This window comes from Robertmurraya mangrovi (assembly GCF_034427655.1).
In the GTDB taxonomy this organism is placed as follows: Bacteria; Bacillota; Bacilli; order Bacillales; family Cytobacillaceae; genus Robertmurraya_A; species Robertmurraya_A mangrovi.
The window spans coordinates 35944-61509 of sequence record NZ_JAXOFX010000013.1 but is presented as its reverse complement, the minus strand read 5'-3'; the positions used below and the strand labels follow the sequence as shown (position 1 = coordinate 61509).

General features: G+C 37.1%; 22 protein-coding genes. All 22 read left to right on the top strand.

Features of this window, described 5'->3' with window-relative positions; genetic code table 11:
* The first annotated feature begins 35 nt into the window (after positions 1-35).
* The 22 genes from SM124_RS17055 (at position 36) to SM124_RS16950 (ending at position 25337) form a co-directional block, all read left to right on the top strand.
* A complete protein-coding gene (locus SM124_RS17055) occupies positions 36-989 on the top strand; it encodes a polysaccharide deacetylase family protein (protein WP_322447724.1) in 954 nt (317 codons plus the stop codon).
* A 77-nt stretch (positions 990-1066) separates the two neighbouring features.
* Positions 1067-2302: a M16 family metallopeptidase gene (locus tag SM124_RS17050; protein WP_322447786.1), complete on the top strand. Its 1236-nt coding sequence runs from the start codon at positions 1067-1069 to the stop codon at positions 2300-2302.
* Positions 2303-2657: 355 nt separating this feature from the next.
* The gene (locus SM124_RS17045) at positions 2658-2912 is read left to right on the top strand and encodes a YlmC/YmxH family sporulation protein (RefSeq protein WP_322447723.1); all 255 of its coding nucleotides are present in this window, start codon (positions 2658-2660) and stop codon (positions 2910-2912) included.
* A gap of 307 nt (positions 2913-3219) precedes the next feature.
* Positions 3220-4122, top strand: a complete 903-nt coding sequence (gene dpaA / locus SM124_RS17040) for a dipicolinic acid synthetase subunit A (protein ID WP_322447722.1) — start codon at positions 3220-3222, stop codon at positions 4120-4122.
* Positions 4119-4712 carry a dipicolinate synthase subunit B gene (locus SM124_RS17035; RefSeq protein WP_322447721.1) on the top strand — a complete coding sequence of 198 codons (594 nt, stop codon included), beginning with the start codon at positions 4119-4121 and terminating at the stop codon, positions 4710-4712. The genes dpaA and SM124_RS17035 overlap by 4 nt, the downstream gene beginning before the upstream one ends.
* Before the next feature lie 319 nt (positions 4713-5031).
* Positions 5032-6081 (top strand): aspartate-semialdehyde dehydrogenase, encoded by a 1050-nt coding sequence (asd, locus tag SM124_RS17030; RefSeq protein ID WP_322447720.1) that lies wholly within the window; start codon positions 5032-5034, stop codon positions 6079-6081.
* Positions 6082-6151: 70 nt separating this feature from the next.
* Positions 6152-7393, top strand: a complete 1242-nt coding sequence (gene dapG, locus SM124_RS17025; RefSeq protein WP_322447719.1) for an aspartate kinase — start codon at positions 6152-6154, stop codon at positions 7391-7393.
* Positions 7394-7462: 69 nt separating this feature from the next.
* A complete protein-coding gene (dapA, locus tag SM124_RS17020) occupies positions 7463-8329 on the top strand; it encodes a 4-hydroxy-tetrahydrodipicolinate synthase (protein ID WP_322447718.1) in 867 nt (288 codons plus the stop codon).
* A 251-nt stretch (positions 8330-8580) separates the two neighbouring features.
* Positions 8581-10260: a ribonuclease J gene (locus SM124_RS17015; RefSeq protein WP_322447717.1), complete on the top strand. Its 1680-nt coding sequence runs from the start codon at positions 8581-8583 to the stop codon at positions 10258-10260.
* A gap of 156 nt (positions 10261-10416) precedes the next feature.
* Entirely contained in the window at positions 10417-11166 is a 750-nt protein-coding gene (locus tag SM124_RS17010) for a ClpP family protease (protein ID WP_322447716.1), read from the top strand.
* A complete protein-coding gene (locus SM124_RS17005; RefSeq protein WP_322447715.1) occupies positions 11163-11378 on the top strand; it encodes a YlzJ-like family protein in 216 nt (71 codons plus the stop codon). The genes SM124_RS17010 and SM124_RS17005 overlap by 4 nt, the downstream gene beginning before the upstream one ends.
* A 215-nt stretch (positions 11379-11593) precedes the next feature.
* The gene (locus SM124_RS17000) at positions 11594-13951 is read left to right on the top strand and encodes a DNA translocase FtsK (RefSeq protein ID WP_322447714.1); all 2358 of its coding nucleotides are present in this window, start codon (positions 11594-11596) and stop codon (positions 13949-13951) included.
* A 306-nt stretch (positions 13952-14257) separates the two neighbouring features.
* The gene (locus SM124_RS16995; RefSeq protein WP_322447713.1) at positions 14258-14983 is read left to right on the top strand and encodes a GntR family transcriptional regulator; all 726 of its coding nucleotides are present in this window, start codon (positions 14258-14260) and stop codon (positions 14981-14983) included.
* An 85-nt stretch (positions 14984-15068) separates the two neighbouring features.
* Positions 15069-16160, top strand: coding sequence for a BMP family lipoprotein (locus SM124_RS16990; protein ID WP_322447712.1), 1092 nt, complete (start codon positions 15069-15071; stop codon positions 16158-16160).
* 186 nt (positions 16161-16346) lie between these two features.
* Positions 16347-17876 (top strand): ABC transporter ATP-binding protein, encoded by a 1530-nt coding sequence (locus SM124_RS16985; protein WP_322447711.1) that lies wholly within the window; start codon positions 16347-16349, stop codon positions 17874-17876.
* Positions 17876-18934 carry an ABC transporter permease gene (locus tag SM124_RS16980; RefSeq protein ID WP_322447710.1) on the top strand — a complete coding sequence of 353 codons (1059 nt, stop codon included), beginning with the start codon at positions 17876-17878 and terminating at the stop codon, positions 18932-18934. Before SM124_RS16985 ends, SM124_RS16980 begins: the two co-directional genes overlap by 1 nt.
* Position 18935: 1 nt before the next feature.
* A complete protein-coding gene (locus SM124_RS16975; RefSeq protein WP_322447709.1) occupies positions 18936-19895 on the top strand; it encodes an ABC transporter permease in 960 nt (319 codons plus the stop codon).
* A 187-nt stretch (positions 19896-20082) separates the two neighbouring features.
* Complete coding sequence (locus tag SM124_RS16970; protein WP_322447708.1) at positions 20083-21177, top strand: GGDEF domain-containing protein; 1095 nt, start codon at positions 20083-20085, stop codon at positions 21175-21177.
* 422 nt (positions 21178-21599) lie between these two features.
* Positions 21600-22880, top strand: a complete 1281-nt coding sequence (gene yfmF, locus SM124_RS16965; RefSeq protein ID WP_322447707.1) for an EF-P 5-aminopentanol modification-associated protein YfmF — start codon at positions 21600-21602, stop codon at positions 22878-22880.
* Positions 22880-24166, top strand: a complete 1287-nt coding sequence (yfmH, locus tag SM124_RS16960; RefSeq protein ID WP_322447706.1) for an EF-P 5-aminopentanol modification-associated protein YfmH — start codon at positions 22880-22882, stop codon at positions 24164-24166. Before yfmF ends, yfmH begins: the two co-directional genes overlap by 1 nt.
* A 78-nt stretch (positions 24167-24244) precedes the next feature.
* Positions 24245-24970, top strand: a complete 726-nt coding sequence (ymfI, locus tag SM124_RS16955) for an elongation factor P 5-aminopentanone reductase (protein WP_322447705.1) — start codon at positions 24245-24247, stop codon at positions 24968-24970.
* A gap of 103 nt (positions 24971-25073) precedes the next feature.
* Positions 25074-25337, top strand: coding sequence for a DUF3243 domain-containing protein (locus SM124_RS16950; protein ID WP_322447704.1), 264 nt, complete (start codon positions 25074-25076; stop codon positions 25335-25337).
* Positions 25338-25566 lie beyond the last annotated feature (229 nt).

Here is a 25566-nt window from a genome sequence, read left to right as displayed (position 1 = left end):
TCATTACATAATTTGTAATGAAGGAGGCATATAGAATGAAAAATATATTTTATATTGTTATGATAAGTTTACTTGCTCTTCTCGTGGTAAATAACCCGTTATCTGACCAGTATGTAGCGAGCTTAAAAGGACAGAGTGTTCCTGCTTCTGCAGCTAATACATTGATGGATGAAATTGAACTCAAGGCGAAGGAGTATGAGGTACCGCCCTCTGATGCTAAAATAGATCCTGTTTGGAAAGCAATGCCGGGGCTTAATGGTTTAAAAGTAGATATTGAGGCTTCATATAAAAAAATGAAGAAGGACAAAGAATTTAATCCTGAAAAACTTGTTTTCAAGGAGGTTTCTCCAAACGTCCATCTTGATGATCTTCCCCCGAATGCTATCTATAAAGGACATCCGGATAAACCAATGGTAAGTTTTATCATAAATGTAGCGTGGGGAAATGAGTACATATCTCCTATTTTGGCAACGTTAAAAAAGAATAACGTTCAGGCTAGCTTCTTTTTAGAAGGTAGATGGGTGAAGGAAAATCCTGAACTAGCTAAAATGATTGTTGATGCAGGACATGAGGTAGGGAATCATTCTTATTCTCATCCTGATATGAAAATTATTTCTGCTGGTAGAGCACGAGAAGAAATACAAAAAACAAATCAGGTAATTGAAGCTACGACTGGAAAAGTGCCAACTTGGTTTGCTCCACCTAGTGGGAGTTACAGAGACGAAGTGGTACAAATAGCTTCACAAGAAAAGTTAAAGACCGTGATGTGGAGTGTTGATACAATTGACTGGCAAAAACCTTCTCCTGATGTACTTATTAACCGAGTAGTTAGTAAGATTCATAATGGAGCAATGGTTTTAATGCACCCTACTGATTCTACAGCAAAAGCGCTAGATCAATTAATCAAGCAAATCCAAGCAAAAGATTTAGAAATCGATACAGTCTCCGAACTATTAAGTGAAGATCGTATAATAACGAATGTGAAATAGCTTTTATGGGAGAAACTAATAGTAATTGGATATGTAGTAAAAGATGCAGCAGTCGTTCTAGAACAGGAGGAATAATGGTGATAAAAAAATATACTTGCCAAAATGGTGTTAGAATTGTTTTAGAAAATATACCAACGGTCAGATCAGTAGCAATTGGAGTCTGGATTGGTACTGGATCAAGAAATGAAACACCTGTAAACAACGGAATTTCACATTTCTTAGAGCATATGTTCTTCAAAGGGACAAAAACAAGATCGGCTAGGGAAATTGCGGAAGCATTTGACAGCATTGGTGGACAGGTTAATGCCTTTACATCTAAGGAATATACTTGCTATTATGCAAAAGTTCTTGATACTCATGCTAACATCGCTTTAGATGTGCTATCAGATATGTTCTTTCATTCTAGCTTTGTTGAAGAAGAACTGAAGAAAGAAAAGAATGTCGTTTATGAAGAAATTAAAATGTACGAAGATACTCCAGATGATATTGTTCATGATTTATTAAGTAAAGCCGTATTTGAAAGCCACTCTCTAGGTTATCCCATTTTAGGTACGGAAGAGACTTTAGCTACATTTTCTAGTGACACGCTAAAACAATACATGCATGATACATACACACCGGAAAATGTCGTTATTTCTATTGCAGGTAATATTGATGAGACGTTCATTTCACAAGTTGAAAAATACTTTGGTTCATATGAGGCTGGAAAAGCTGAATCTACGAATGACAAGCCTGAGTTCTTCTCAAATCGTGTGTCCCGAAAAAAGGAAACGGAACAGGCTCACCTTTGTATTGGATATGAAGGATTGCAAGTAGGACATGAAGATGTTTATAGTTTAATCGTTCTAAATAACATCCTAGGTGGAAGCATGAGCAGCCGCTTATTCCAGGATGTAAGGGAACAAAGAGGATTAGCATACTCTGTATATTCTTATCACTCAGCTTTCCAAGATACAGGAATAGTAACTCTATACGGCGGAACAGGCGCTAAACAACTAGATGTTCTATTTGATACCATCCAAGATACTTTAACGAAATTAAAAGCTGAAGGTATTACGGACAAAGAATTAAGCAACAGCAAAGAGCAATTAAAAGGTAGCTTAATGCTAAGCTTAGAAAGCACAAACAGCCGAATGAGCAGAAACGGTAAAAACGAGCTACTACTTGGGCGCCATCGTTCACTAGACGAAATCGTCGAACAAATCGACCAAGTCTCCAAACAAGGCGTAAACGACCTAGCCAATAAAGTATTTACAGACAAATACTCAGTAGCCCTAATCAGTCCAGACGGGGAATTACCGAAAAATATGTAATATCAGAAATAGTCTATGTATAAGCATAGGCTATTTTTGTTGTTTATTTATTCGAGTTACTAGTCTAAAACCTTCCCTAGAACGATACACATATAAAGAGGACAAAGATATTAAATTGGCTGTTCTCATAAAGTTTTTTATTTTATACAGCTCTTTTGTATATCAATCTGAGTTGATTGGAGCGGAGGGCACTTGACTCCTGCAGGATTAGAGGAAATGGGAGACCCCACAGGCGGAACGCCGAGGAGGCTCCCATTCCTCCCTGCGGAAAGCAAGTGCCCGGAGCGGAAATCAACGGGCATAATTATATCTGCAATTTATTTAGAAAGGGTCAAAATAAAAGGGAGGAATCTTCATGAGACTTAGCGAATTAAGCGGGAAAGAAATTGTCGATGTAAAAAAAGCAGAAAGACTAGGAATATTAGGGCAAACCGATCTAGAAATAAACGAAAAAACAGGACAAATACAAGCTCTACTCATACCTTCATTAAAATGGTTTGGTCTAAAACGACAAGGTGGAGAAGTTCGTGTGCCATGGAACCATATCAAAAAAATCGGAACAGATATGATCATTATCGACATCCCCGACCATGAAGAAGATAACGACTAAAGATTGGTTCATGCCAATCTTTTTATATTTCTCGAGTTAGAAATTGTGTAAATGCCTATTTTATAAGAGTTTACCAATAATTAGAAACAAGAAAAATACTCTTACATATATTATCCTATCTGTACTTCCTCTCAAAAAAACCTCTACAAAACAGTAATTTCCCCCTATTTGTTAAAAAACTAGGCATTTTTCTCAGATGATTGCAAAGGAAAACTCACCGATTCCATGTTTGCTACATAAGATGTTGAAGTAATCGTCATATGGAATTCCTGTTTAGAATTATTCAGGTAAAGAAGGTGAATGTTTTATGCTGACAGGGATGCAAATAGCAATCATCGGTGGTGACGCAAGACAGCTTGAAATCGTCCGTAAATTAACGGAACTTGACGCCAAGCTATCATTGATTGGCTTTGAGCAACTCGATCACGCCTTTTCAGGGGCAACAAAGGAAAAATTAGATGAAGTAGATTTTTCAAATATAGACGCTATTATTTTACCGGTACCAGGTACCAATCTAGAGGGGCATGTAGAAACCATTTTTTCAAATGAAAAAGTATGCTTAAGCGAAGATATGTTAATGAAAACCCCTACGCACTGTACGGTTTACTCTGGTATTACCAATTCCTATTTAAATGGAATTACCAAAAAGTCTAATAGACGGTTGGTGCAGCTTTTTGAAAGAGATGATGTAGCCATTTATAATTCCATTCCTACGGTTGAAGGGACAATTATGATGGCAATTCAACACACGGATTTTACCATTCATGGTTCTAATATTGTCGTTCTCGGTTTAGGAAGAGTAGGAATGAGCGTTGCGAGGACATTTGCTGCTTTAGGTGCCAATGTTAAGGTCGGTGCTAGAAAAAGTGAGCATATCGCGAGGATTACGGAAATGGGGCTAACCCCTTTTACCTTAAATGAGCTCGAGCAAAATGTTAAGGATGTAGATATTTGTATCAATACCATCCCGCATTTAATTGTAAGTGCATCTGTCCTGTCAAAAATGCCAGTACACACGCTAATTATTGACTTGGCATCAAAACCAGGAGGAACAGATTTCAGATACGCAGAAAAAAGGGGAATTAAAGCATTATTAGCTCCTGGTTTACCTGGGATTGTAGCTCCAAAGACTGCAGGGCAAATATTGGCTAACGTTCTTTCTCAATTACTAAGTGATGATTTACAAAAGCGAAAGGGGAAAGAAGAATGAGTTTAAATGGAAAAAGAATTGGATTTGGATTAACAGGTTCTCATTGCACATATGATGCTGTATTTCCGGAGATTGAAAAACTAGTTAACGCTGGCGCTGAAGTTTTACCAGTCGTAACCCATACTGTTAAAAATACGACTACTCGATTTGGTAAAGGGGAGGATTGGGTAGAAAGAATTGAGGATCTAACAGGAAACAAAGTGATTGACTCCATCGTAGGAGCAGAACCACTTGGACCCAAAATTCCGTTAGATTGTATGGTTATCGCTCCATTAACTGGTAACTCCATGAGCAAATTTGCTAATGCATTAACGGATTCGCCCGTTTTAATGGCAGCCAAAGCGACTCTAAGAAACTTAAAACCAGTAGTGGTAGGAATCTCAACAAACGACGCATTAGGTTTAAATGGAGTGAATTTAATGAGATTAATGTCGACGAAGAATATCTTCTTTATCCCATACGGTCAAGATGATCCTGAAAAGAAACCAAATTCTATGGTTGCACGAATGACGTTGTTATCTGATACTGTTGAAGCGGCTATCAATGGGAAACAATTACAACCTGTGATTATTGAAAAATTCCGAGATTAATTTACCCCCCTTCTTTTTCTAGTTACGTGCAAAAAGAGTATTTCTTTAATGCATGAATATGTTAAAATAAATGTTATTATTAGTAGAGTGTTGTAGACAGAATACAGTTGTTATATTTAGTACACTAAAGCTGAAAATACAGCTTATGTGACTTAGGTAAAATATACTCCCACTTAGCTAAGATGTTTTTTACTAAGTGGGAATTTGTATGATTTATTCACTTCTACCTTATCTTTAGAATCTACTAATATTAACATGATCTTTTACAAGTAACTAAAAATTAACATCAAATAGAGGAAAACTGGAAGGGGAAACAAAAATGACAGTAAGAAATGCTTTTCATGTAGCTGTAGTTGGTGCAACTGGAGCGGTAGGACAACAAATGTTACAAACATTAGAAAATAGAGATTTCCCTATTTCTAAATTAACACTTCTTTCTTCAGCACGTTCAGCTGGAAAAGTCGTTGTATTCAAAGGTCAGGAATTTACAGTTCAAGAGGCAACACCAGAAAGCTTTGAGGGTGTGGACATTGCATTATTTAGTGCTGGAGGCAGTGTTTCAAAAGAACTTGCTCCAGAAGCTGTAAAGCGTGGAGCTATTGTCGTGGATAATACAAGTGCTTTCCGTATGGATGAAAATGTACCACTAGTAGTACCGGAAGTAAACGAAGAGGAACTTCTCAACCATAACGGAATTATTGCTAACCCTAACTGTTCTACGATTCAAATGGTTGTTGCGCTTCAACCGATTCGTAAGCAATATGGTCTTAACAAAATTATTGTTTCAACATACCAAGCAGTTTCCGGTTCAGGTGCTGCGGCAGTTGAAGAATTAAACAGACAAACGAAAGCGATCATTAACAATGAAAGCTTTGAACCAAAAATCTTACCTGTAGGTTCGGATAAGAAGCATTATCAAATTGCTTTTAATGCGATTCCTCAGATTGATAAATTCCAAGATAATGGTTATACATTTGAAGAAATGAAAATGATTAACGAAACGAAAAAGATCATGAGCTTACCAGAGCTTCCTGTGGCAGCTACTTGTGTACGTCTTCCAGTTGCAACTGGCCACTCTGAATCACTTTATTTTGAAGTGGAAAGTGATGGAGTAAGTGCAGAAGAACTAAAGGCTTTATTAGAAAAAGCTCCTGGAGTGGTGCTTCAAGACGATCCAGCGAACCAAGTCTATCCAATGCCAGCTGATTGTGTTGGTAAAAATGATGTGTTTGTTGGTCGTATCCGTCATGACTTAGACAATACAAAAGGTTTCCATATGTGGGTCGTTTCTGATAACCTTTTAAAGGGAGCAGCATGGAACTCAGTACAAATTGCTGAGAGCTTAGTGAACCTAGGAATCGTAAAATAAGATAGGTATTTTTAACTTCATAAAAAATAGGAAATAATTTTTCCTTATGTTGTAAACTTGAGGTGTTACAATGAAAATAATTGTGCAGAAATTTGGCGGCACATCTGTTAAAGATGAAAAAAGTCGAAAGCATGCAATTGATCATGTGAAAAAAGCTCTATCAGAAGGCTACAAAGTGGTAGTAGTGGTATCGGCGATGGGCCGTAGCGGAGACCCTTATGCAACGGACACGTTACTTTCATTAGTAGGTGGATCATTTGGAAAAATAACGAAGAGAGAGCAAGATTTATTGCTTTCTTGTGGTGAAGCAATCTCTAGTGTTGTTTTTACCGGAATGCTTTTAGATGAAGACATTAAAGCTACTTCGTTAACAGGTCCTCAAGCTGGATTTAGAACGAATGACGATCATACAAATGCTAAAATTGTAGATATGAAATGCGAAAGATTGTTATCCGAATTAAAAGAGTATGATGTGGTGGTTGTAGCAGGTTTCCAAGGGGCAGCAAGCAATGGGGATGTTACTACAATAGGTCGAGGTGGCAGTGATACATCAGCTTCTGCTTTAGGTGCGGCACTACAGGCTGAATGGATTGATATCTTTACAGACGTAGAAGGAATTATGACGGCCGATCCAAGGATTGCTGAAAATGCGAGACCACTATCGGTTGTAACCTATACTGAAGTTTGTAATATGGCTTACCAAGGTGCAAAAGTCATTCATCCTCGGGCAGTCGAAATCGCGATGCAAGCAAATGTTCCTATCCGTATTCGTTCTACTTATTCAGATGGCTTGGGTACTCTAGTTACTTCGATAAATAAGAATAAGCGTGGTAGTGACATTAAAGAACGTACGGTAACAGGAATTGCTCACGTTTCACCAGTTACTCAAATTAAAGTTTTTGCTAAAAAAGACCAGTATAACCTACAGGCTGAAGTGTTTAAATCAATGGCTAATGAAAAAATTAGTGTTGATTTTATCAATATTTCTCCAAACGGAGTCACTTATACTGTTTCAAACGATATGACGGATAAAGCTATCGAGGTTTTAAGAAATTTAGGGCATGAACCAGTAGTGGAAAGAATGTGTGCCAAAGTTTCCGTTGTTGGTGCTGGTATTGCAGGTGTACCTGGAGTTACATCGAGAATTGTTACGCCTCTGTCAGAAAACGGGATTAGGATTCTTCAATCTGCAGATAGTCATACAACGATTTGGGTTCTAGTAAAACAAGATGACTTAGTAACTGCTGTCAATGTTTTACACGATGCTTTTCAATTAGAAAGGGAAAATCTAGAGTACGAGTCAATCGAATAGATTTTGAAATAATCTATACGAGTACTGCAATAGATTAATACGCAGCTTTTTTTCAGGAGGAGTAATAGAATGGTTTTATTTGGAAGAGTTTCAACCGCGATGGTGACACCATTTGATCATAAGGGTCATATCGATTTCTCAAAAACAACACAATTAGTTAACCATCTGATAGAAAACGGAACTGATTCAATCGTCGTTGCTGGTACAACAGGTGAATCACCGACTCTAACGAAAGAAGAAAAAATTGCTTTATTCAAGCATGTTGTAAAAGTTGTGGATAAAAGGATACCTGTTATTGCAGGAACTGGAAGCAATAACACGTATGAGTCGATTGAATTAACAAAGAAGGCTGAAGAGCTTGGCGTTGACGCTGTGATGCTTGTGGCACCTTACTACAACAAGCCAAACCAAGAGGGCCTATACCAGCACTTTAAAACAATTGCAGAAAATACTTCATTACCTGTTATGATTTATAATATTCCTGGTCGATCCGTAGTGAATATTTTACCGGAAACCGTTGTACGTTTATCTAAAGTTAGCAATATCGTAGCGGTAAAAGAGGCAAGTGGAGATCTTAACGCTATGACTACCATACTTGCTAATACCGATGAGGAATTCCTTTTATACTGTGGAGACGATGGATTAACATTACCAGCTTTAGCAATTGGAGGAGCTGGAATTGTATCAGTAGCTTCCCACGTCATTGGAAATGAAATGCAAGAGATGGTTCAAGCATTTTTAAACGGTGAGAACGCCAAGGCTGCAAAAATTCACCAAAAACTCCTACCAGTCATGGAAGGGCTATTCAAAGCTCCAAGCCCTGCGCCTGTTAAAACGGCATTACAATTAAAAGGGATGGATGTAGGTTCAGTAAGACTACCTCTAGTACCACTAACTGAGCAAGAAAGAACGACTTTAGCTGAGCTTTTAAAATAATAATGTATAAAAGACAGACCGTCAGTAAAGCAGGATGTAATAACTTGCGGGTTCGCAATTATTAGGTCCTATTGATAGGTCTGTTTTTGTTTAGTGATAAATTTCCAATCTTACTTATTCAATACAATATAGTAACAAAGTTTTGAAAAAGAGCGATTACATAAATTTGGTTGTAAAGGTTTTCTAAATTCAAGTATAATAGTGTTAACTGATCTACGGTCGGCTTAAATCAACATAGGAGGAGACCAACATTGAACAAGAGAAAGAACGAGAGTATCAAGCTTATTGCTCTGGGGGGAGTAGGGGAAATCGGTAAGAACATGCACCTAGTAGAAGTGGACGAGGATATCTTTGTCATCGATGCCGGTTTAATGTTCCCAGAAAACGAAATGCTTGGTATTGATATTGTCATACCTGATATTTCCTACTTGATACAAAACCATGACAGGGTAAAGGGGATTTTCCTAACTCATGGACATGAAGATCATATTGGAGCACTTTCATACATATTAAGAGACTTACAGGTACCTGTCTATGGTACTCGATTAACCATAGCTTTGGCTAAAGCGAAAATGAAGGAACAAGAATTTAAAGGAAAAGCGAACTTTATTGAAGTAACCTCTAATTCGGTTATTGATTTTGATACAGCTCAAGTTACGTTCTTTAGAACAAATCATAGTATTCCAGATTCAGTAGGGATTTGTATCGAAACTTCAGAAGGAAGCATTGTACATACAGGTGACTTTAAGTTTGATCAAGCCGCTACAGAGCTTTATAAGCCTGAAATAGGGAAAATGGCAGCCATAGGAGAAAAAGGGGTTCTTTGTTTGTTATCTGATAGCATGGAAGCTGAACACCCAGGTTACACTCCTTCAGAAGCGGATGTTGCAAGAGAAATGACAGATGCGTTCTTTAATGCAAAAGGAAGAATTATTGCAGCTTGCTTTGCTTCTGATTTAAATCGTATTCAACATGTATTTGATGCGGCATATGAAAGCAGAAGGAAAATCGCTGTTGTAGGAAAAAGTCTACAACGTATTTTTGATATTGCTCTTGAATTGCAATACTTAAATGTTCACGATGAACTAATCATCCCGATTACAGAAATCTCAAGCTACTCAGATGACGAGTTAGTCATACTTACGACAGGTGTTCAAGGTGAACCGATTGAAGCTTTACAAAAAATGGCCAAGCAGGCACACAAGCAGGTTAATATTAAACCTGGAGACACGGTGTTAATTGCAGCCTCACCACTAAGAGGAAGCGAAGTGTTCATCTATAAAACAATTGATATGTTATACCGTGCAGGGGCAAGCGTCATTTCAGGAAAACGCATTGTAAATACGTCTAGTCATGGTAGTCAAGAAGAATTAAAATTTATGATCAATTTAATGAAACCTGACTTCTTTGTACCTGTTCACGGGGAATACCGTATGTTAAAGGCACATGCAAAAGTGGCAAAGTCTTGTGGTTTATCTGACGACCAAATTTTCATCCCTGAAAAAGGGGATGTACTTGAGTTAAAACAAGATCGTTTTAAACTATCAGGAAAAGTAACGTCTGGAAATGTATTAATTGACGGCAGCGGTGTAGGGGATGTAGGAAACATCGTACTAAGAGACAGAAGATTACTTTCACAAGATGGAATTCTTATAGTGGTTGTTACTTTAAGCAAGGGCGAAAGAAAAATTAGTGCAGGACCAGAAATTATTTCTAGAGGCTTTGTTTACGTAAGAGAATCAGAAAAGTTGATGGAAGACTCAACCGACTTAGTCAAAAGCATTGTAGAAAGAAATTTACAAAAAGATTCGTTTGATTGGGCAAGTATCAAACAGTCCATGAGAGATGAATTAAATCAATTTTTGTTTGAAAAAACAAAACGTAGACCAATGATCCTTCCAATTATAATGGAGGTTAATGGACGTTATTAGGCTATATTGACGGCACGTAAAGCACGTGCCGTTTTTTGTCTTTTGTTCATAGATATTCACTTGTTTAGAAAAGAGCTTTTAACATTCATAATCCTTCGCATGAAATGTATCGGTGCGTTCAATACTATGATTATCATGTGTGAAGGGAGAAAGAAAATGAATCTCGAAAATGCGCAAAACAATCCCGGAGGCGGGGAAGAACAGCAACCTAAAGAAGATAAACCTTCTGCACTAATAGAAAAAATTCAACAACTCGGTCAAACGAATGTACCACAGCTATCACAAGATTCTAAAATCCATTGTTTGACTATTGTTGGACAGATTGAAGGACATCTTCAACTTCCACCTCAAAATAAAACGACCAAATACGAGCACTTAATCCCTCAGTTGGTCGCCATTGAGCAAAATCCAAAGATTGAGGGTCTTTTAGTCATTTTAAATACTGTTGGTGGAGATGTAGAGGCAGGTTTAGCAATATCGGAAATGCTTGCTTCCTTATCTAAGCCATCTGTTTCTATCGTATTAGGAGGAGGTCACTCGATTGGTGTTCCAATTGCCGTCTCATGTAATTATTCCTTTATTGCGGAAACAGCAACTATGACCATTCATCCGATTCGTTTAACAGGGTTAGTAATCGGGGTTCCTCAAACTTTTGAATACTTAGATAAGATGCAAGAGCGAGTCGTTACTTTTGTTACAAAAAACTCAAACATAACAGAAGAAAAATTTAAAGAGTTAATGTTTGAGAAAGGTAACTTAACGAGAGATATTGGGACTAATGTGGTTGGGCGTGACGCAGTTGAATATGGGTTAATTGATGAAGTGGGTGGTATTGGTCAAGCGATAAAAAAATTAAATGAATTAATTGAACTAAGTAAAGATGATAACGAAGGACTAGTACAATGATTTTATATACAACCATGCCACAAGAACTCATTTTTCAAGGTCATGCAGAGGAAAATAAGCAGGAGCAAATGATGATGCATTATGAAGGGATTCCAGTTTTAGTGGAAAGGGATGAAGACCATTCATACCGAGTAGTGAGGGTCATGAGTACAGATCCCGCCCACTATTTAAACGAAAAATGTTGCCCTGGATCAAAAATTTCTTTTCCTTAAGGTTTGGATTATCGCTGAATGGACAACCTTTATGGTATAATAAGGTTAACTTCTGGGGGGCAGCCTTTATTGGCTGCCTCCTTCGTTCTATATGCTCAGTACGTACATAAGGATAAAATGTTTTTGATGAACGGAACGAAAAAAAGAGGTTCCATCGATTTGTATATAGAAATCTTACATATGCATATCCAGATAAAATATCTTAAGGTGATAAAATGGCCAAAAGAAAAAGAAGACAATCTAGTAAAAACGAAAACTTTAAGAGAACGATTAAATTTGAATTGATTGGACTTGTACTCATTGCGATTGCAGCTATATCCATGGCGAAATTAGGAGCTGTCGGTAAGGCAACCGTATTATTTTTCCGTTTCTTTACGGGTGAATGGTATATGCTTAGCTTAGTAGGGTTAATTGTATTAGGTGTATATTTAATGTGGAAAAGGACTATTCCATATGTATTACATTCCAAGTTAGTAGGTATATATTTAATCCTTTCCTCCTTATTACTACTAAGTCATGTCACTTTATTTCAGCTTCTCTCTAATGGTGGGAAATTTGATAATCCTAGTGTTATTGCCAATACACTAGAATTATTCTGGATGGAAGTTAGAGGGGAAACGAGCACAACTGATTTAGGTGGAGGAATGATCGGGTCCGTTTTATTTGCCCTTTTTTATTATTTGTTTGATGAAGCGGGAACGAAAATCATCGCTATTGTACTTATTATCATAGGGCTGATTTTATTAACTGGTAAGACAGTAGGAGAAGCGGTCGGTAAGATTTGTCTTTCGCTCTTTGAGTTTTCTAAAAAACAATGGAATGTCTTTTTAGATGATTTAGCGAAATGGAAAGAAGACCGAAGAGAAAAAAGAGAAGCAAAAAGAGCTGCAGCAGAAATGGAACGTGTTGCCGAGGAAGCGGCGCAAGAAGCATCAGGCCCGGTTGTTACGATTTCGAGCTCAAACCAAATAGAGGAAGAAACAATCCAACCTTCAGAACCTCTTATCTCAAGCTTTACAGAGCGAGCTTACGAAGATGAAAACCCAAACGTTATTTCTTCTGCCTCAAATCGCAAGGTGAAAAATATAGAAGAAGAGCCTGTAGAGGAACTAGCTCCACCGATTACTTTTACAGAAGTAGAGAACGTTGATTATGAATTACCTCCTATTAAAATCTTAAAGCAACCTAGAAAAACCGACCAAAGTGGAGAGTATGAATTAATCCATGCCAATGCAGCTAAGCTCGAAAGAACGTTTCAGAGCTTTGGTGTAAAGGCACGTGTAACTCAGGTACATTTAGGTCCTGCTGTAACAAAATATGAAGTACATCCTGATGTAGGTGTGAAAGTAAGTAAGATTGTCAGTCTGAATGACGACTTGGCACTGGCACTTGCGGCTAAAGATATTCGAATTGAAGCTCCTATTCCAGGGAAATCGGCTATTGGTATTGAAGTACCAAACTCTGAGGTTGCCATGGTTAGCTTAAGAGAAGTACTAGAATCCAAGCAAAATGACAAACCTGATTCGAAATTGATGATTGGACTTGGAAGGGATATTACGGGTGAAGCTGTCTTAGCTGAATTAAATAAAATGCCCCATTTACTAGTTGCCGGTGCAACAGGAAGTGGGAAAAGTGTATGTATTAATGGAATTATTACTAGTATTCTCATGAGGGCAAAGCCACATGAGGTGAAAATGATGATGATTGACCCTAAGATGGTCGAGTTGAATGTGTATAACGGAATCCCTCATTTGCTTGCGCCTGTTGTGACGAATCCGAAGAAAGCTTCACAGGCACTTCAGAAAGTGGTTAGTGAAATGGAACGTCGGTATGAGCTCTTTTCGCACACAGGAACGAGAAATATTGAAGGGTATAATGAATATGTTCGCAGACATAATGCTGAGGAAGAGGCAAAACAACCTTTATTACCTTACATTGTGGTTATTGTCGATGAGCTTGCTGATTTAATGATGGTTGCCTCTTCTGACGTAGAAGATGCTATTACTCGATTAGCACAGATGGCTCGTGCAGCAGGAATACATTTAATTATCGCTACCCAAAGACCTTCTGTTGACGTTATTACAGGGGTTATCAAGGCAAATATTCCTTCAAGGATTGCCTTTGCTGTATCATCAATGACAGATTCAAGGACTATTTTAGACATGGGTGGTGCTGAAAAACTGTTAGGTAGGGGAGACATGTTATTCCTTCCAGTAGGTGCTTCAAAGCCCATTCGAGTTCAAGGTGCCTTCTTATCAGATGACGAAGTAGAGGAAGTTGTTAATTTTGTCATTGAACAGCAAAAGGCTCAATACCAAGAAGAAATGATTCCTGATGAAATTCCGGAAACTACAGCGGAAGTTGAAGATGAACTATACAATGAAGCCGTAGATTTAATATTAGAAATGCAAACCGCCTCTGTTTCTATGCTTCAGAGAAGATTTAGAATTGGTTACACCCGTGCTGCACGGTTAATCGATGAAATGGAGCTAAGAGGAGTGGTTGGGCCTTATGAGGGAAGTAAGCCAAGAGCGGTATTAATGGCAAAACCTCCTGAGGAAGCTAGTTCATAAAAAACACTCATTTATAGAGAAGAAGCAGTGAACAGGCTTCTTCTTTTTTGTGTATCCCAATTGTTCTGTAATAGTATAACCTTATATTTTGGAGAAAACGCTTACATCCTATTAATATAGCAAAAATCAATCATTAAAAATCAATAATGTCAAACATAACTTATATAATTCACCTTTTTTCGACAAATTAGAAATACACTATTTATTTCTTATTAGAAAAGTGTTATAGTATTTTCGATTAGTAGGAATGATTGAACATCAGAGGTCTGATGTCTTGAGAAATTGGTTGAAGGAGCCTGCATGTCAATGTCAATTAAGTCAGATAGTAGACATCTATATTTACAAGTAATCGATCGTTTAAAGCAAGATATTGAAGAAGGATTGTATAAGGAAAAAGAAAAATTACCTTCCGAATTTGATCTTGCAAAACAACTTGGAGTGAGTAGAGCCACTCTCCGTGAGGCATTACGTATTCTTGAAGAAGAAAATGTGATTATTAGACGTCATGGGGTAGGGACATTTGTTAATTCAAAACCTTTGTTTACTTCAGGTATCGAGCAGTTAAATAGTGTGACCAATATGATTGTACAAGCAGGGATGAAACCAGGTACCATTTTCTTAAGTTCAGTAACTCAAGGCGCTACCGAAGAGGATGTCAGACGTTTTACATGTTCCATTGATGAAGAAATTGTTGTGATGGAGAGGGTTAGAACCGCAAATGGAGAGCCAGTTGTTTACTGCGTAGATAAAGTTCCTAATAAGATTCTACCAGAAACTTTCTCACATGAAGAAGAGTCCATCTTCAACATACTAGAGGAAGAAGCAAACAAAAAAATAACCTATGCGGTTGCTCAAATTGAACCAATCGGATATCACGAAAAAATTTCTCCTATCTTGGAGTGTGATCCTGAAACGGCATTGCTTGTATTAAAGCAAATGCACTTCGATGAAATGGATGAACCAATCCTTTATTCGGTAAACTACTTTAAAGCCGACAAATTTAGTTTTCATGTTTTAAGAAAAAGAATTTAATTTCTTATTCAAAAATGAAAACGAAAACATTTAGAAATCTTTAAAACATTTCTACTAATAACACAAAGATATGGGGGTCAAAACCATGAAAAAACGTAAATTTGGTTTAGCTCTTTCATTGGTTCTTGCTGCAGGTACTATTTTAGGTGCTTGTGGAAAGACGGATGAAGGAAAAGAAGATGGTGGCGGTGCTAATAAAGAAGCAGCAAACATTAAAGTTGGACTAGTTACTGATACTGGTGGGGTTGACGATAAATCTTTCAACCAATCAGCTTGGGAAGGTCTTAAAAAGTTTGGTGCTGAGCACAACCTTGAAGAAGGTAAAGGATTCCGTTACTTACAATCTGAAAAAGAAGCAGATTACATTCCTAACTTAAGCAAATTTGCTGATGGTGGTTACGACTTAACTTTCGCAGCAGGATTCTTACTAGAAGATGCTGTTCAAACAGCTGCTGAGCAAAACACAGAAGCGCATTTCGCTTTAATTGATAGCCTATTAGCTGATGAAAACTGGAACACTGTATGGTTAGATAACGTTGCAAACGTAACATTCGAAGAGCAACAAGGTTCTTTCCTAGTAGGTGTTGTAGCAGCTAAACATTCAAAAACAGGTAAAGTTGGTTTCGTAGGTGGAGTTGACTCTCCATTAATCAAAAAATTCGAAAACGGATTCAAAGCTGGTGTTAAATCAGTAAATCCTGATATCGAAGTAATCGCTCAATATGCTGGTGACTTCAACAAACCAGAAATCGGAACAAGTATCGCTTCTACTATGTACACTCAAGGCGCTGACATTATTTATCATGCTGCTGGTGGTACTGGTAACGGTGTATTCACTGAAGCGAAAAACCGTAAAGCTAACGGTGAAGATGTATGGGTAATCGGTGTTGACCGTGACCAACATGAAGAAGGTATGCCTGAAAACGTTACTTTAACATCTATGATTAAACGTGTTGACGTAGCTGTTTACGAACTTTCTAAAATGGCTCTTGATGGACAATTCCCTGGTGGTAAAGAAACTGTTTTCGGTCTTGAACAAGAAGCAGTTGGTATCTCTCCAACAACTGAAAACGTAAGTCAAGAAGCTCTTGATTTAGTTAAAGAGTACCAAGAGAAAATTTTATCAGGTGAAATTACAGTTCCAAAAACAGATGATGAGTTTAAAAACTTTAAGTAATATATAAATGATTGTGCGAAGGCTAGTGGATCACTACTAGCCTTTGCTTTTCAAATATTTTAGAATGAATGTCTTATTTAACAAATAGATTTTACTGATACTAAAGTCATGTGAAAACAAACTTATTTATTTTTATAAGCATGGTGAAATTTACTCAACTACCTTTGCGATTTGGGAGTGATTATAATGCAAGGTTTTGTTATTGAAATGTTAAACATTCGCAAAGAATTTCCAGGCATTGTTGCCAACGATAATATAACTTTACAAGTTAAAAAAGGTGAAATTCATGCTTTACTTGGTGAGAATGGAGCAGGGAAATCCACTTTGATGAACGTCCTTTTTGGATTATATCAACCGGAAAAAGGCGAAATTCGTGTAAAAGGTAATAAGGTGAACATTACTAACCCTAATATTGCTAATGAACTCGGAATTGGAATGGTTCATCAACATTTTATGTTAGTTCATAACTTCACTGTAACGGAAAATATCATCTTAGGTAGTGAACCTACTAAAGGTGGCAAAATTAGCATTGATGAAGCTGCAGAAAAAATTGCTGACCTTTCAAAGCGTTATGGATTAGCGGTTGACCCCTATGCGAAGATTGAAGATATCTCAGTCGGTATGCAGCAACGTGTGGAAATTTTAAAAACATTATATCGTGGTGCAGAAATTTTAATATTTGATGAACCAACAGCTGTGTTAACTCCTCAGGAAATTAAAGAACTGATACAAATTATGTCTAGACTTGTGGAAGAGGGTAAATCCATTATTTTAATTACCCATAAATTAAAGGAAATTATGGAAGTTTGTGACCGATGCACGGTTATCCGTAAAGGTAAAGGGATCGGTACCGTAAATGTTTCAGAGTCAAACCCTGATGAATTGGCAGCCTTAATGGTGGGCCGTGAAGTTCATTTTAAAGTAGAGAAAAAAGAAGCAACACCAAAAGATGTTGTTTTAGATATAGATCAACTCGTTGTTCTAGATTCTAGAAATATACCGAGTGTAAATGGATTAAAATTAGATGTTAAAGCTGGTGAGATTTTAGGAATCGCTGGTGTCGATGGAAATGGACAAACGGAACTGATTGAAGGGATTACTGGTCTCCGTAAAGTAAAATCCGGATCAGTGAAGCTAAATGGTAAGGATATTACTAACTTACCTGTCCGTAAAGTGACTGAATCAGGAATTGGACATATCCCGCAAGATCGACATAAGCATGGTTTAGTACTAGATTTTAGCATTGGTGAGAATATGGTATTACAAACGTACTATCAAAAACCGTATTCAAATTCAGGTAAGTTAAATTTCACGAAAATCTATGATAAAGCTAGAAAGTTAATTTCTGAATATGATGTTAGAACTCCTTCAGAATTTACACCTGCTAGAGCACTTTCAGGTGGTAACCAACAAAAGGCCATCATTGCTCGCGAGGTTGATCGTAGCCCAGACTTCTTAATTGCAGCTCAACCAACAAGGGGACTTGATGTAGGAGCTATCGAGTTTATTCATTCTAAACTAATCGAGGAAAGAGATAAGGGTAAAGCAGTCCTACTAGTTTCCTTTGAATTAGAAGAAGTTATGAACTTAAGTGACCGAATTGCGGTTATTTATGAAGGGAAAATCGTTGCTATTGTAAATCCGAAAGAAACAAACGAGCAGGAACTAGGATTACTCATGGCTGGTGGTAAGAAAGAAAGAGAAGGTGTTTCATAATGCAAAAGCTCTTAAAAAATGAAAAACTCTTCAACACGATTGTGCCAGTAATAGCTGCTGTGCTAGGAATGGTTGTAGGTGCGATTATCATGCTACTAGGTAATTACGATCCTGTAGCGGGCTTTTCCGCTTTATTTAACGGAATGTTTGGAAGTCCTAAAGCGGTAGGAGAAACCATTCGTGCTGCTTCTCCTCTTATTTTAGCTGGATTAGCAGTTGGTTTTGCTTTTAAGGCAGGGTTATTTAATATCGGAGTAGAAGGTCAATTATTAGTAGGATGGCTTGCTTCTGTTTGGGTTGGCTATGCTTTCGATTTACCTACTGTACTTCATATTCCCGTAGCTATTTTAGCTGCAGCTCTAGCTGGAGGCTTCTGGGGTCTAATTCCTGGTTTCTTAAAAGCAAGATTTAAAGTACACGAAGTTATTGTAACGATTATGTTAAACTATGTGGCTCTTTATACTACAGCTGCATTAATTAAAAAGTATTTATATGCAGGAAATGAAAAATCGTACAAAGTAGATGGAACAGCATCATTAGCTTCACCTTTCCTTTCTTCTCTAACAGAAGGTTCTCGTTTACACTGGGGTATTGTTGTGGCAATTATTGCAGCCATTATTATGTGGTTCATTATTGAAAAAACTTCACTTGGTTATGAGTTGCGTGCAGTTGGTATCAACCAGCATGCCTCCATGTATGCGGGGATGAATGTTCCAAGAAATATCATGATGTCAATGGTTATTTCAGGAGCGTTTGCAGGTACTGCTGGAGCAATGGAAGGACTAGGTACTTTCCAAAACATGACAGTATTATCAGCATTTACTGGAACAGGATTTGATGGAATTGCTGTTGCCTTACTTGGAGCTAATAATGCATTTGGTATTATTATTGCAGCTGTTCTTTTCGGTGGATTAAGTACTGCAGCTCCACAAATGAACTTTGATGCTAATGTACCTTCAGAGTTAATTGATATTATCATTGCTTTAATTATTTTCTTTGTTGCATCAAGTTATTTAATCCGATTAATACTAACTCGTTTTAGTAAGGAGGGGAAATAATATGAGTTTCTTAGAAATTCTAGCAATTATTATTCCTGCTGCCTTATATACAGCTGCTCCACTAGTTTTTACTGCTCTTGGAGGAGTATTTAGTGAACGTTCTGGGGTCGTTAATATTGGCTTGGAAGGGCTTATGTTATTTGGAGCATTTACAGGTGTATTAACAACACTAATGATTCAAGACACAGTAGGAGCAGCATCACCTTGGATTGCCATTCTAGCAGCTGCACTTGCTTCAGGTCTCTTTTCTTTACTGCATGCAGTTGCAAGTATCACGTTAAGAGCAGACCAAACGGTAAGTGGTGTGGCAATTAACTTTTTAGCTGCTGGTTTATCTTTATTCTTGATTAAGAAGATTTTTGATAAAGGTCAAACAGATTTCGTACAATTCCGTATTAATAAATCGGATGTACCATTTTTATCAGATATACCAGTAATTGGTGATATTTTCTTCTCGCGTATTCCTTATACTTCTTACTTAGCAATACTCATTGCTATATTAGTTTGGTACATTATTTATAAGACTCCATTTGGTTTACGAATGCGTGCAGTTGGGGAACATCCAATGGCAGCAGACACGATGGGGATTAATGTTACAAGAATGCGTTATATCGGGGTTATGATTTCAGGTGTATTTGCGGGTATTGGTGGAGCGGTTTATGCTCTATCGATTTCAGGTAACTTCACAGGTGGAACAATTTCAGGACAAGGATTCTTAGCACTAGCAGCGATGATTTTTGGTAAATGGCATCCACTTGGTGCGATGGGAGCAGCCTTATTCTTTGGATTTGCTCAATCTTTAAGTATAACTGGAGCACAAATTCCGCTACTTAAGGAAATTCCATCTGTTTTCCTAATTATTGCTCCTTACGTATTAACTATCCTTGCTTTAACTGGATTTGTAGGACGTGCAGAAGCTCCGAAAGCTCTTGGAACTCCTTACGAAAAAGGGAAGAGATAATAATTATATTAAAGAGATGTAATAAAGTTCTACTAAAAGTAGATCAATTATTACATCTCTTTTTTTCTGAAGAGAAGGCACAGATGGGAAGTTTGACGAACCTTGTCTAATGAAAGTTTGTTCGTTTACATCCTTAATATGGTAAAATGTTAAAGAGTAATTCGAACAATCTATCGGGGTATATAATATGCGACTTTCCTTATATTTAGATGATTATGAAACTGAAAAGATTTTCTCCTATTTACGTTGGATTTTTTTAGCGGTTGCTTCCATCTTATTTTATGTTCCACCGTTTTCTGAACTTCTTCATTTTAACCATACATCATTTCCTGTACTTTTAACGGTTGGTTTGGTTTATATGACGTTTGCACATATAGCCTTAATGAGAATGAATTCAAAAAATAAATATTTTTCCTTTATATTAAAAGCAGGAATTGTATTTGATTATGTAGCACTTATTTGGTTACTAATTTTAACAGGTGGGGTGACGAGTCCTTTATTTCCTATTACCTACTTGTTAATTATTCACTCTACGATTTATTGGAGAACAAAGGGAGCATTTGTTTCATCCATATTTTCCACTCTTGGATATTCTATGATTCTAGCATTAGAAAGTAATATTTCCTTTACGACAGTCATTCTTTTTTCATTAAATCTTTGTTTTATTTGGGTCGTTGGTTTATTCGGTTCTATGATTGTAGTCAGAGAAAGAAAACATCTGAGAGAAAAAGAACAGTTTTATGAATTAATGGTCACCGACTATTTAACTGGTTTATATAATCACAAGTCCTTCCAGGAAGAATTAAAGTATACCCTTGACCAAAAGAAGCCGTTTGTTCTCATTATGGGGGATATCGATTACTTTAAACTCATTAATGATCGTTACGGACATATGATGGGGGACCAAGTATTAAGTCAAATTGGAAAGCTATTTAAAGAAGTTGCTTCATCAAACAATGGAAAGGCATTCAGGTATGGTGGAGAAGAATTTGCATTTATCTTTCCATACTGTGAAGAAAGACAGTTAGTGGAGATTTTCTCGCAAGTATTTAATGGATTGAATGAATTATCATTCACTGACGATCATTGGAAGGTATCCATGAGCTTTGGTGTATCCGAATCAACCAGTCTACAATCTCGTGACCAACTTCTATCCAAGGCAGACCGTCTCTTATACGATGCCAAAAAGCAAGGCAAAAATCGTGCATTATTTGAAGACGGGAAACATCTTATCAATCATGAACAATATTCAAACTTACAAGCCGTCAACTCCATTTTTTAATGGAGTTTTTTATATGTGGTAAAACTAATGATGTTTTTTTTAAAAAATAGGATTTAACTTTGAACACTGAGTTGATTGTAGCGGAGGGCACTTGACTCCTGCAGGAACAGAGTGGATGGGAGACCCCACAGGCGGTAACGCCGAGGAGGCTCCCACCACTCCCTGCGGAAAGCAAGTGCCCGGAGCGGAAATCAACGGGCATTGTACAATGGATTTTATCAACAAATCCCCCAAAAACTTGAAAAAGCAAAAAGGGTATAGTATAAAATAGCTACCGGTTAAGGTTACGCAAGTTTAAGGTTTTCCGCCAACGAAAAACGATTATGTAAATGAAAAATACTTCTTTAAGGGAAGAATAATAACGATATCCTTTTAAGGTGCAACATACTATTTAGAAAACAGATTTAAAGGAGGATGGATTCATGACGGTTATCTCTGAGGCAGTCCATGAACTTAATGGATATAAACTACACATCGTAAAAACAGAAAAATACAAAACCAATACAATCGTATGGAAAATGAAAGCTCCATTAAGCAAAGAGGACGTTACGCAAAGAGCCTTACTTCCATATGTGTTACAAAGCAGTACAAAAAATTATCCAACTACAACAAAATTGAGATCTTATTTAGATGATTTATACGGAGCATCCATGTTCATTGATTTATCTAAAAAAGGTGAATATCACGTAATCAGCATTTCTATAGAAATTGCGAATGAAAAGTTCTTATCAGATCCTACTCCATTACTTAAAAAAGGACTTGAGTTATTATCCGAAATCGTTACTAATCCTAATAGTGATGGATCTTCCTTTGAGTCAGAAACAGTGACAAAGGAAAAGAGAGCATTAGCTCAACGAATTCAATCGGTTTTTGATGATAAGATGAAGTATTCTAGTTCTAGACTAGTTGAAGAAATGTGTAAAGAAGAACCTTACTCCTTACATGTACACGGTGAGTTAAACGATGTAGAAGGAATTACACCAGAAAGTTTATTTCAGTATTACGAAAGAGCCCTGGCTGAGGATGAACTAGATTTATATATCATTGGGGATGTGGAAGAAGAAGAAGTAATAAGCTTTAGCAAAGAACTTCTCCAATTTGAAGCTCGAATACCTAGTTTAAATGATAATCAAATTTCTAGAAGTGTTTCTCAAGTGAATGAAGTTAAGGAGAGGCAAGATGTAAAGCAAGGGAAATTAAATATTGGCTATCGAACAAATGTCGTTTATGGAAGCGAAGATTACTATGCATTGCAGGTATTTAACGGCATTTTCGGTGGTTTCTCTCATTCTAAGCTGTTCCTAAATGTTCGTGAAAAAGCTAGTTTAGCTTATTACGTAGGAAGCCGTTTAGAAAGCCATAAAGGACTTATGATGGTCATGTCAGGGATTGATGAAAAGAATTACGAGCAAGCTGTCCGTATTGTTAATGAGCAAATGCAAGCAATGCAGTCAGGTGATTTCACTGATCAAGAAATTGAACAGACTAAGGCTGTGATTAGAAATCAATTGTTAGAAACGATTGATACAGCTAGAGGAATGGTTGAAATTCTATATCATAATGTGGTAGCTAAGAAAAACATAACATTAGATGAATGGCTTGAAAAAATGGAGCAAGTATCAAAAGAATCCATCGTCGGTGTGGCAAATAAAGTTCAACAAGATACGATATATTTCTTAACGGGAACGGAGGCGATTAGCTAATGGAAAAGATTACATTCGAGCAATTACAAGAAGAGCTTTATTATGAAAAGCTTGAAAATGGGCTAGATGTTTATATCCTTCCGAAAAAAGGGTTTAATAAAACATACGCTACTTTTACAACAAAGTATGGCTCTATCGATAATCATTTCGTTCCGTTAGGGAAAGAAGAGCTTGTTAAGGTTCCGGATGGGATTGCTCACTTTCTAGAGCACAAACTTTTTGAAAAAGAAGATGGTGACGTGTTTCAACAGTTTAGTCGCCAAGGCGCATCGGCAAATGCCTTTACTTCCTTTACACGTACGGCTTACCTTTTCTCAAGTACATCCAATGTGGAGCAAAACTTAGATACATTAATGGATTTTGTTCAAGAGCCTTATTTTACGGAAAAAACAGTTGAGAAGGAAAAAGGAATTATCGGTCAGGAAATTACGATGTATGACGATAATCCTGATTGGAGACTGTACTTTGGTGTCATTCAAAACATGTATAAAAATCATCCTGTGAAAATTGATATAGCGGGAACGATTGAATCCATTTCTCATATTACGAAAGATATGCTATATGAGTGCTATCATACTTTCTACCACCCAAGTAATATGCTTTTATTTATTGTGGGTCCTGTTCAAGTAGAGGAAATGATGAAGCAAGTGAAAGACAATCAAGCGAAAAAGAAGTTTGATGTGAAAGTTGAAATTAAACGTCAATTTGAAGATGAAGTCCAAGAAGTGGCTGAGAAGAAACAAGTTTTAAAAATGAACGTGCAAACTTCCAAGTGTCTGTTTGGTATTAAAGCATTAAATGTAGACCAAAGCGGAGAACAGATGTTGAAAAATGAATTATCCACCAATGTTTTACTTGATTTGTTATTTTCAAAGAGCTCAGAGAACTATAATAAGCTGTATACAGAGGGCTTAATTGACGAGACTTTTTCTTTTGATTATACTCAAGAGCAAGGCTTTGGATTTGCTATGATTGGTGGAGATACACGTGATCCGGACCGCTTAGCAGAAGTCCTTCAACAAATGGTATTAGAAGTGAAAAATGGCGGATTGTTAACAGAGGAAAGCCTAGAGCGGACGAAAAAGAAGAAAATTGGTGCTTTCTTACGTGCGATTAACTCACCAGAGTATATTGCCAACCAATTTACTCGTTATGCTTTTAATGAGATGGACTTATTTGGGGTCGTTCCTACTCTTGAAAGCATTTCTTTAGAAGATGTTCAAAATGTAGCGAATGAGTTCTTTGCTGAAGACCGTTTTACGGTATGCCAAGTGGTACCAAAATAAACATTAGTTAGCGTCGGTTTTTACGACGCTTTTTCCTTTTATACAATTGAAATAAATAGAACTTAGGGGAGAATAAAAATGGAGAAGTTTGCGTTAGTAACGGGGGCAAGTGGGGGAATTGGACAAGCGATTGCTCGAAAATTAGCTGAGGAGGGGTATTCCCTTTACCTTCACTATAATGAAAATAGAGATTCTATTTCTAAGCTCGTGGGTGAGCTGGAGAATACATATGGTCGTGAATATATACCTATACAAGCTGATCTAGCCTCTAAAGAAGGATATAAAAAAATAGCAGAAAACATTTTTTCTTTGGATGCAATCATTCATAATAGTGGAGTGAGTCATTACGGTTTGTTGCTTGACCTAGATGAGGGTACGGTTGAAACTCTGATTAACGTTCATGTGACTAGTCCGCTTTTATTAACAAAGCAACTGCTGCCTAAAATGTTACCAAAACATCATGGAAACATTGTTGTTATATCGTCTATTTGGGGTCAAACAGGTGCTGCTTGTGAAGTTCTTTATTCAACAGTCAAAGGTGCGCAAATTTCTTTTGTGAAGGCACTTAGCAAGGAATTAGCTTTAAATGGCATTAGAGTAAATGGAGTGGCTCCAGGGGCCATTCAAACGCCTATGCTAAGTTCATTTACGGAGGATGAAATGGAAGAACTAAAGCAAGATATTCCTTTAGGTAAAGTTGGGAAACCTGAACATGTAGCTGATACGGTTCATTTTCTTTTATCAGAAAAGGCCGAGTATATAACTGGCCAAATCATCGGTGTTAACGGCGGATGGTATACCTAATCACTATTTAGTTTCAACTCACTATTTTTATTGCTAACAGTATGTATAATTTACCCTTGAAGATACAAAATAAACTTGTACTACTATTAAAGGAGGTTATACCATGTCTGTTTTAGATAACTGGGAACAATGGAAAGACTTCTTAGGTGATCGCCTTCACCATGCTCAAAATGAAGGGATGAGCAAGGATGTTATTAACGATCTTGCTTATCAAATTGGAGATTATTTAGCTAGCCAAGTTGAAGCTAAAAATGATCAAGAAAAAGTGTTAGCTGATCTTTGGTCAGTTGCTTCACCTGAAGAGCAACACGCTATTGCGAATATGATGGTGAAACTTGTTCAAAACGATGGTGGCGCAAAAGCGTAACCATAGGAACTTTTTGGGGCGACTCCAACTTTTTTACCATTCATAAAGGGTAGTTTCTACTCTTTCGGTTAAGTCGCCCCGACTCTACTATTAGAGTATAGATTTCGCTATGGGCCAAGCTCATTCGCATGAAGCTTTATTCTATAATTCAGCATCAAGAGAGAGGTGAAATATCTCTCTCTTTTTTCATAAATAGGGATGGTTAAATTAGGAAAGCGCGGTGTAATTA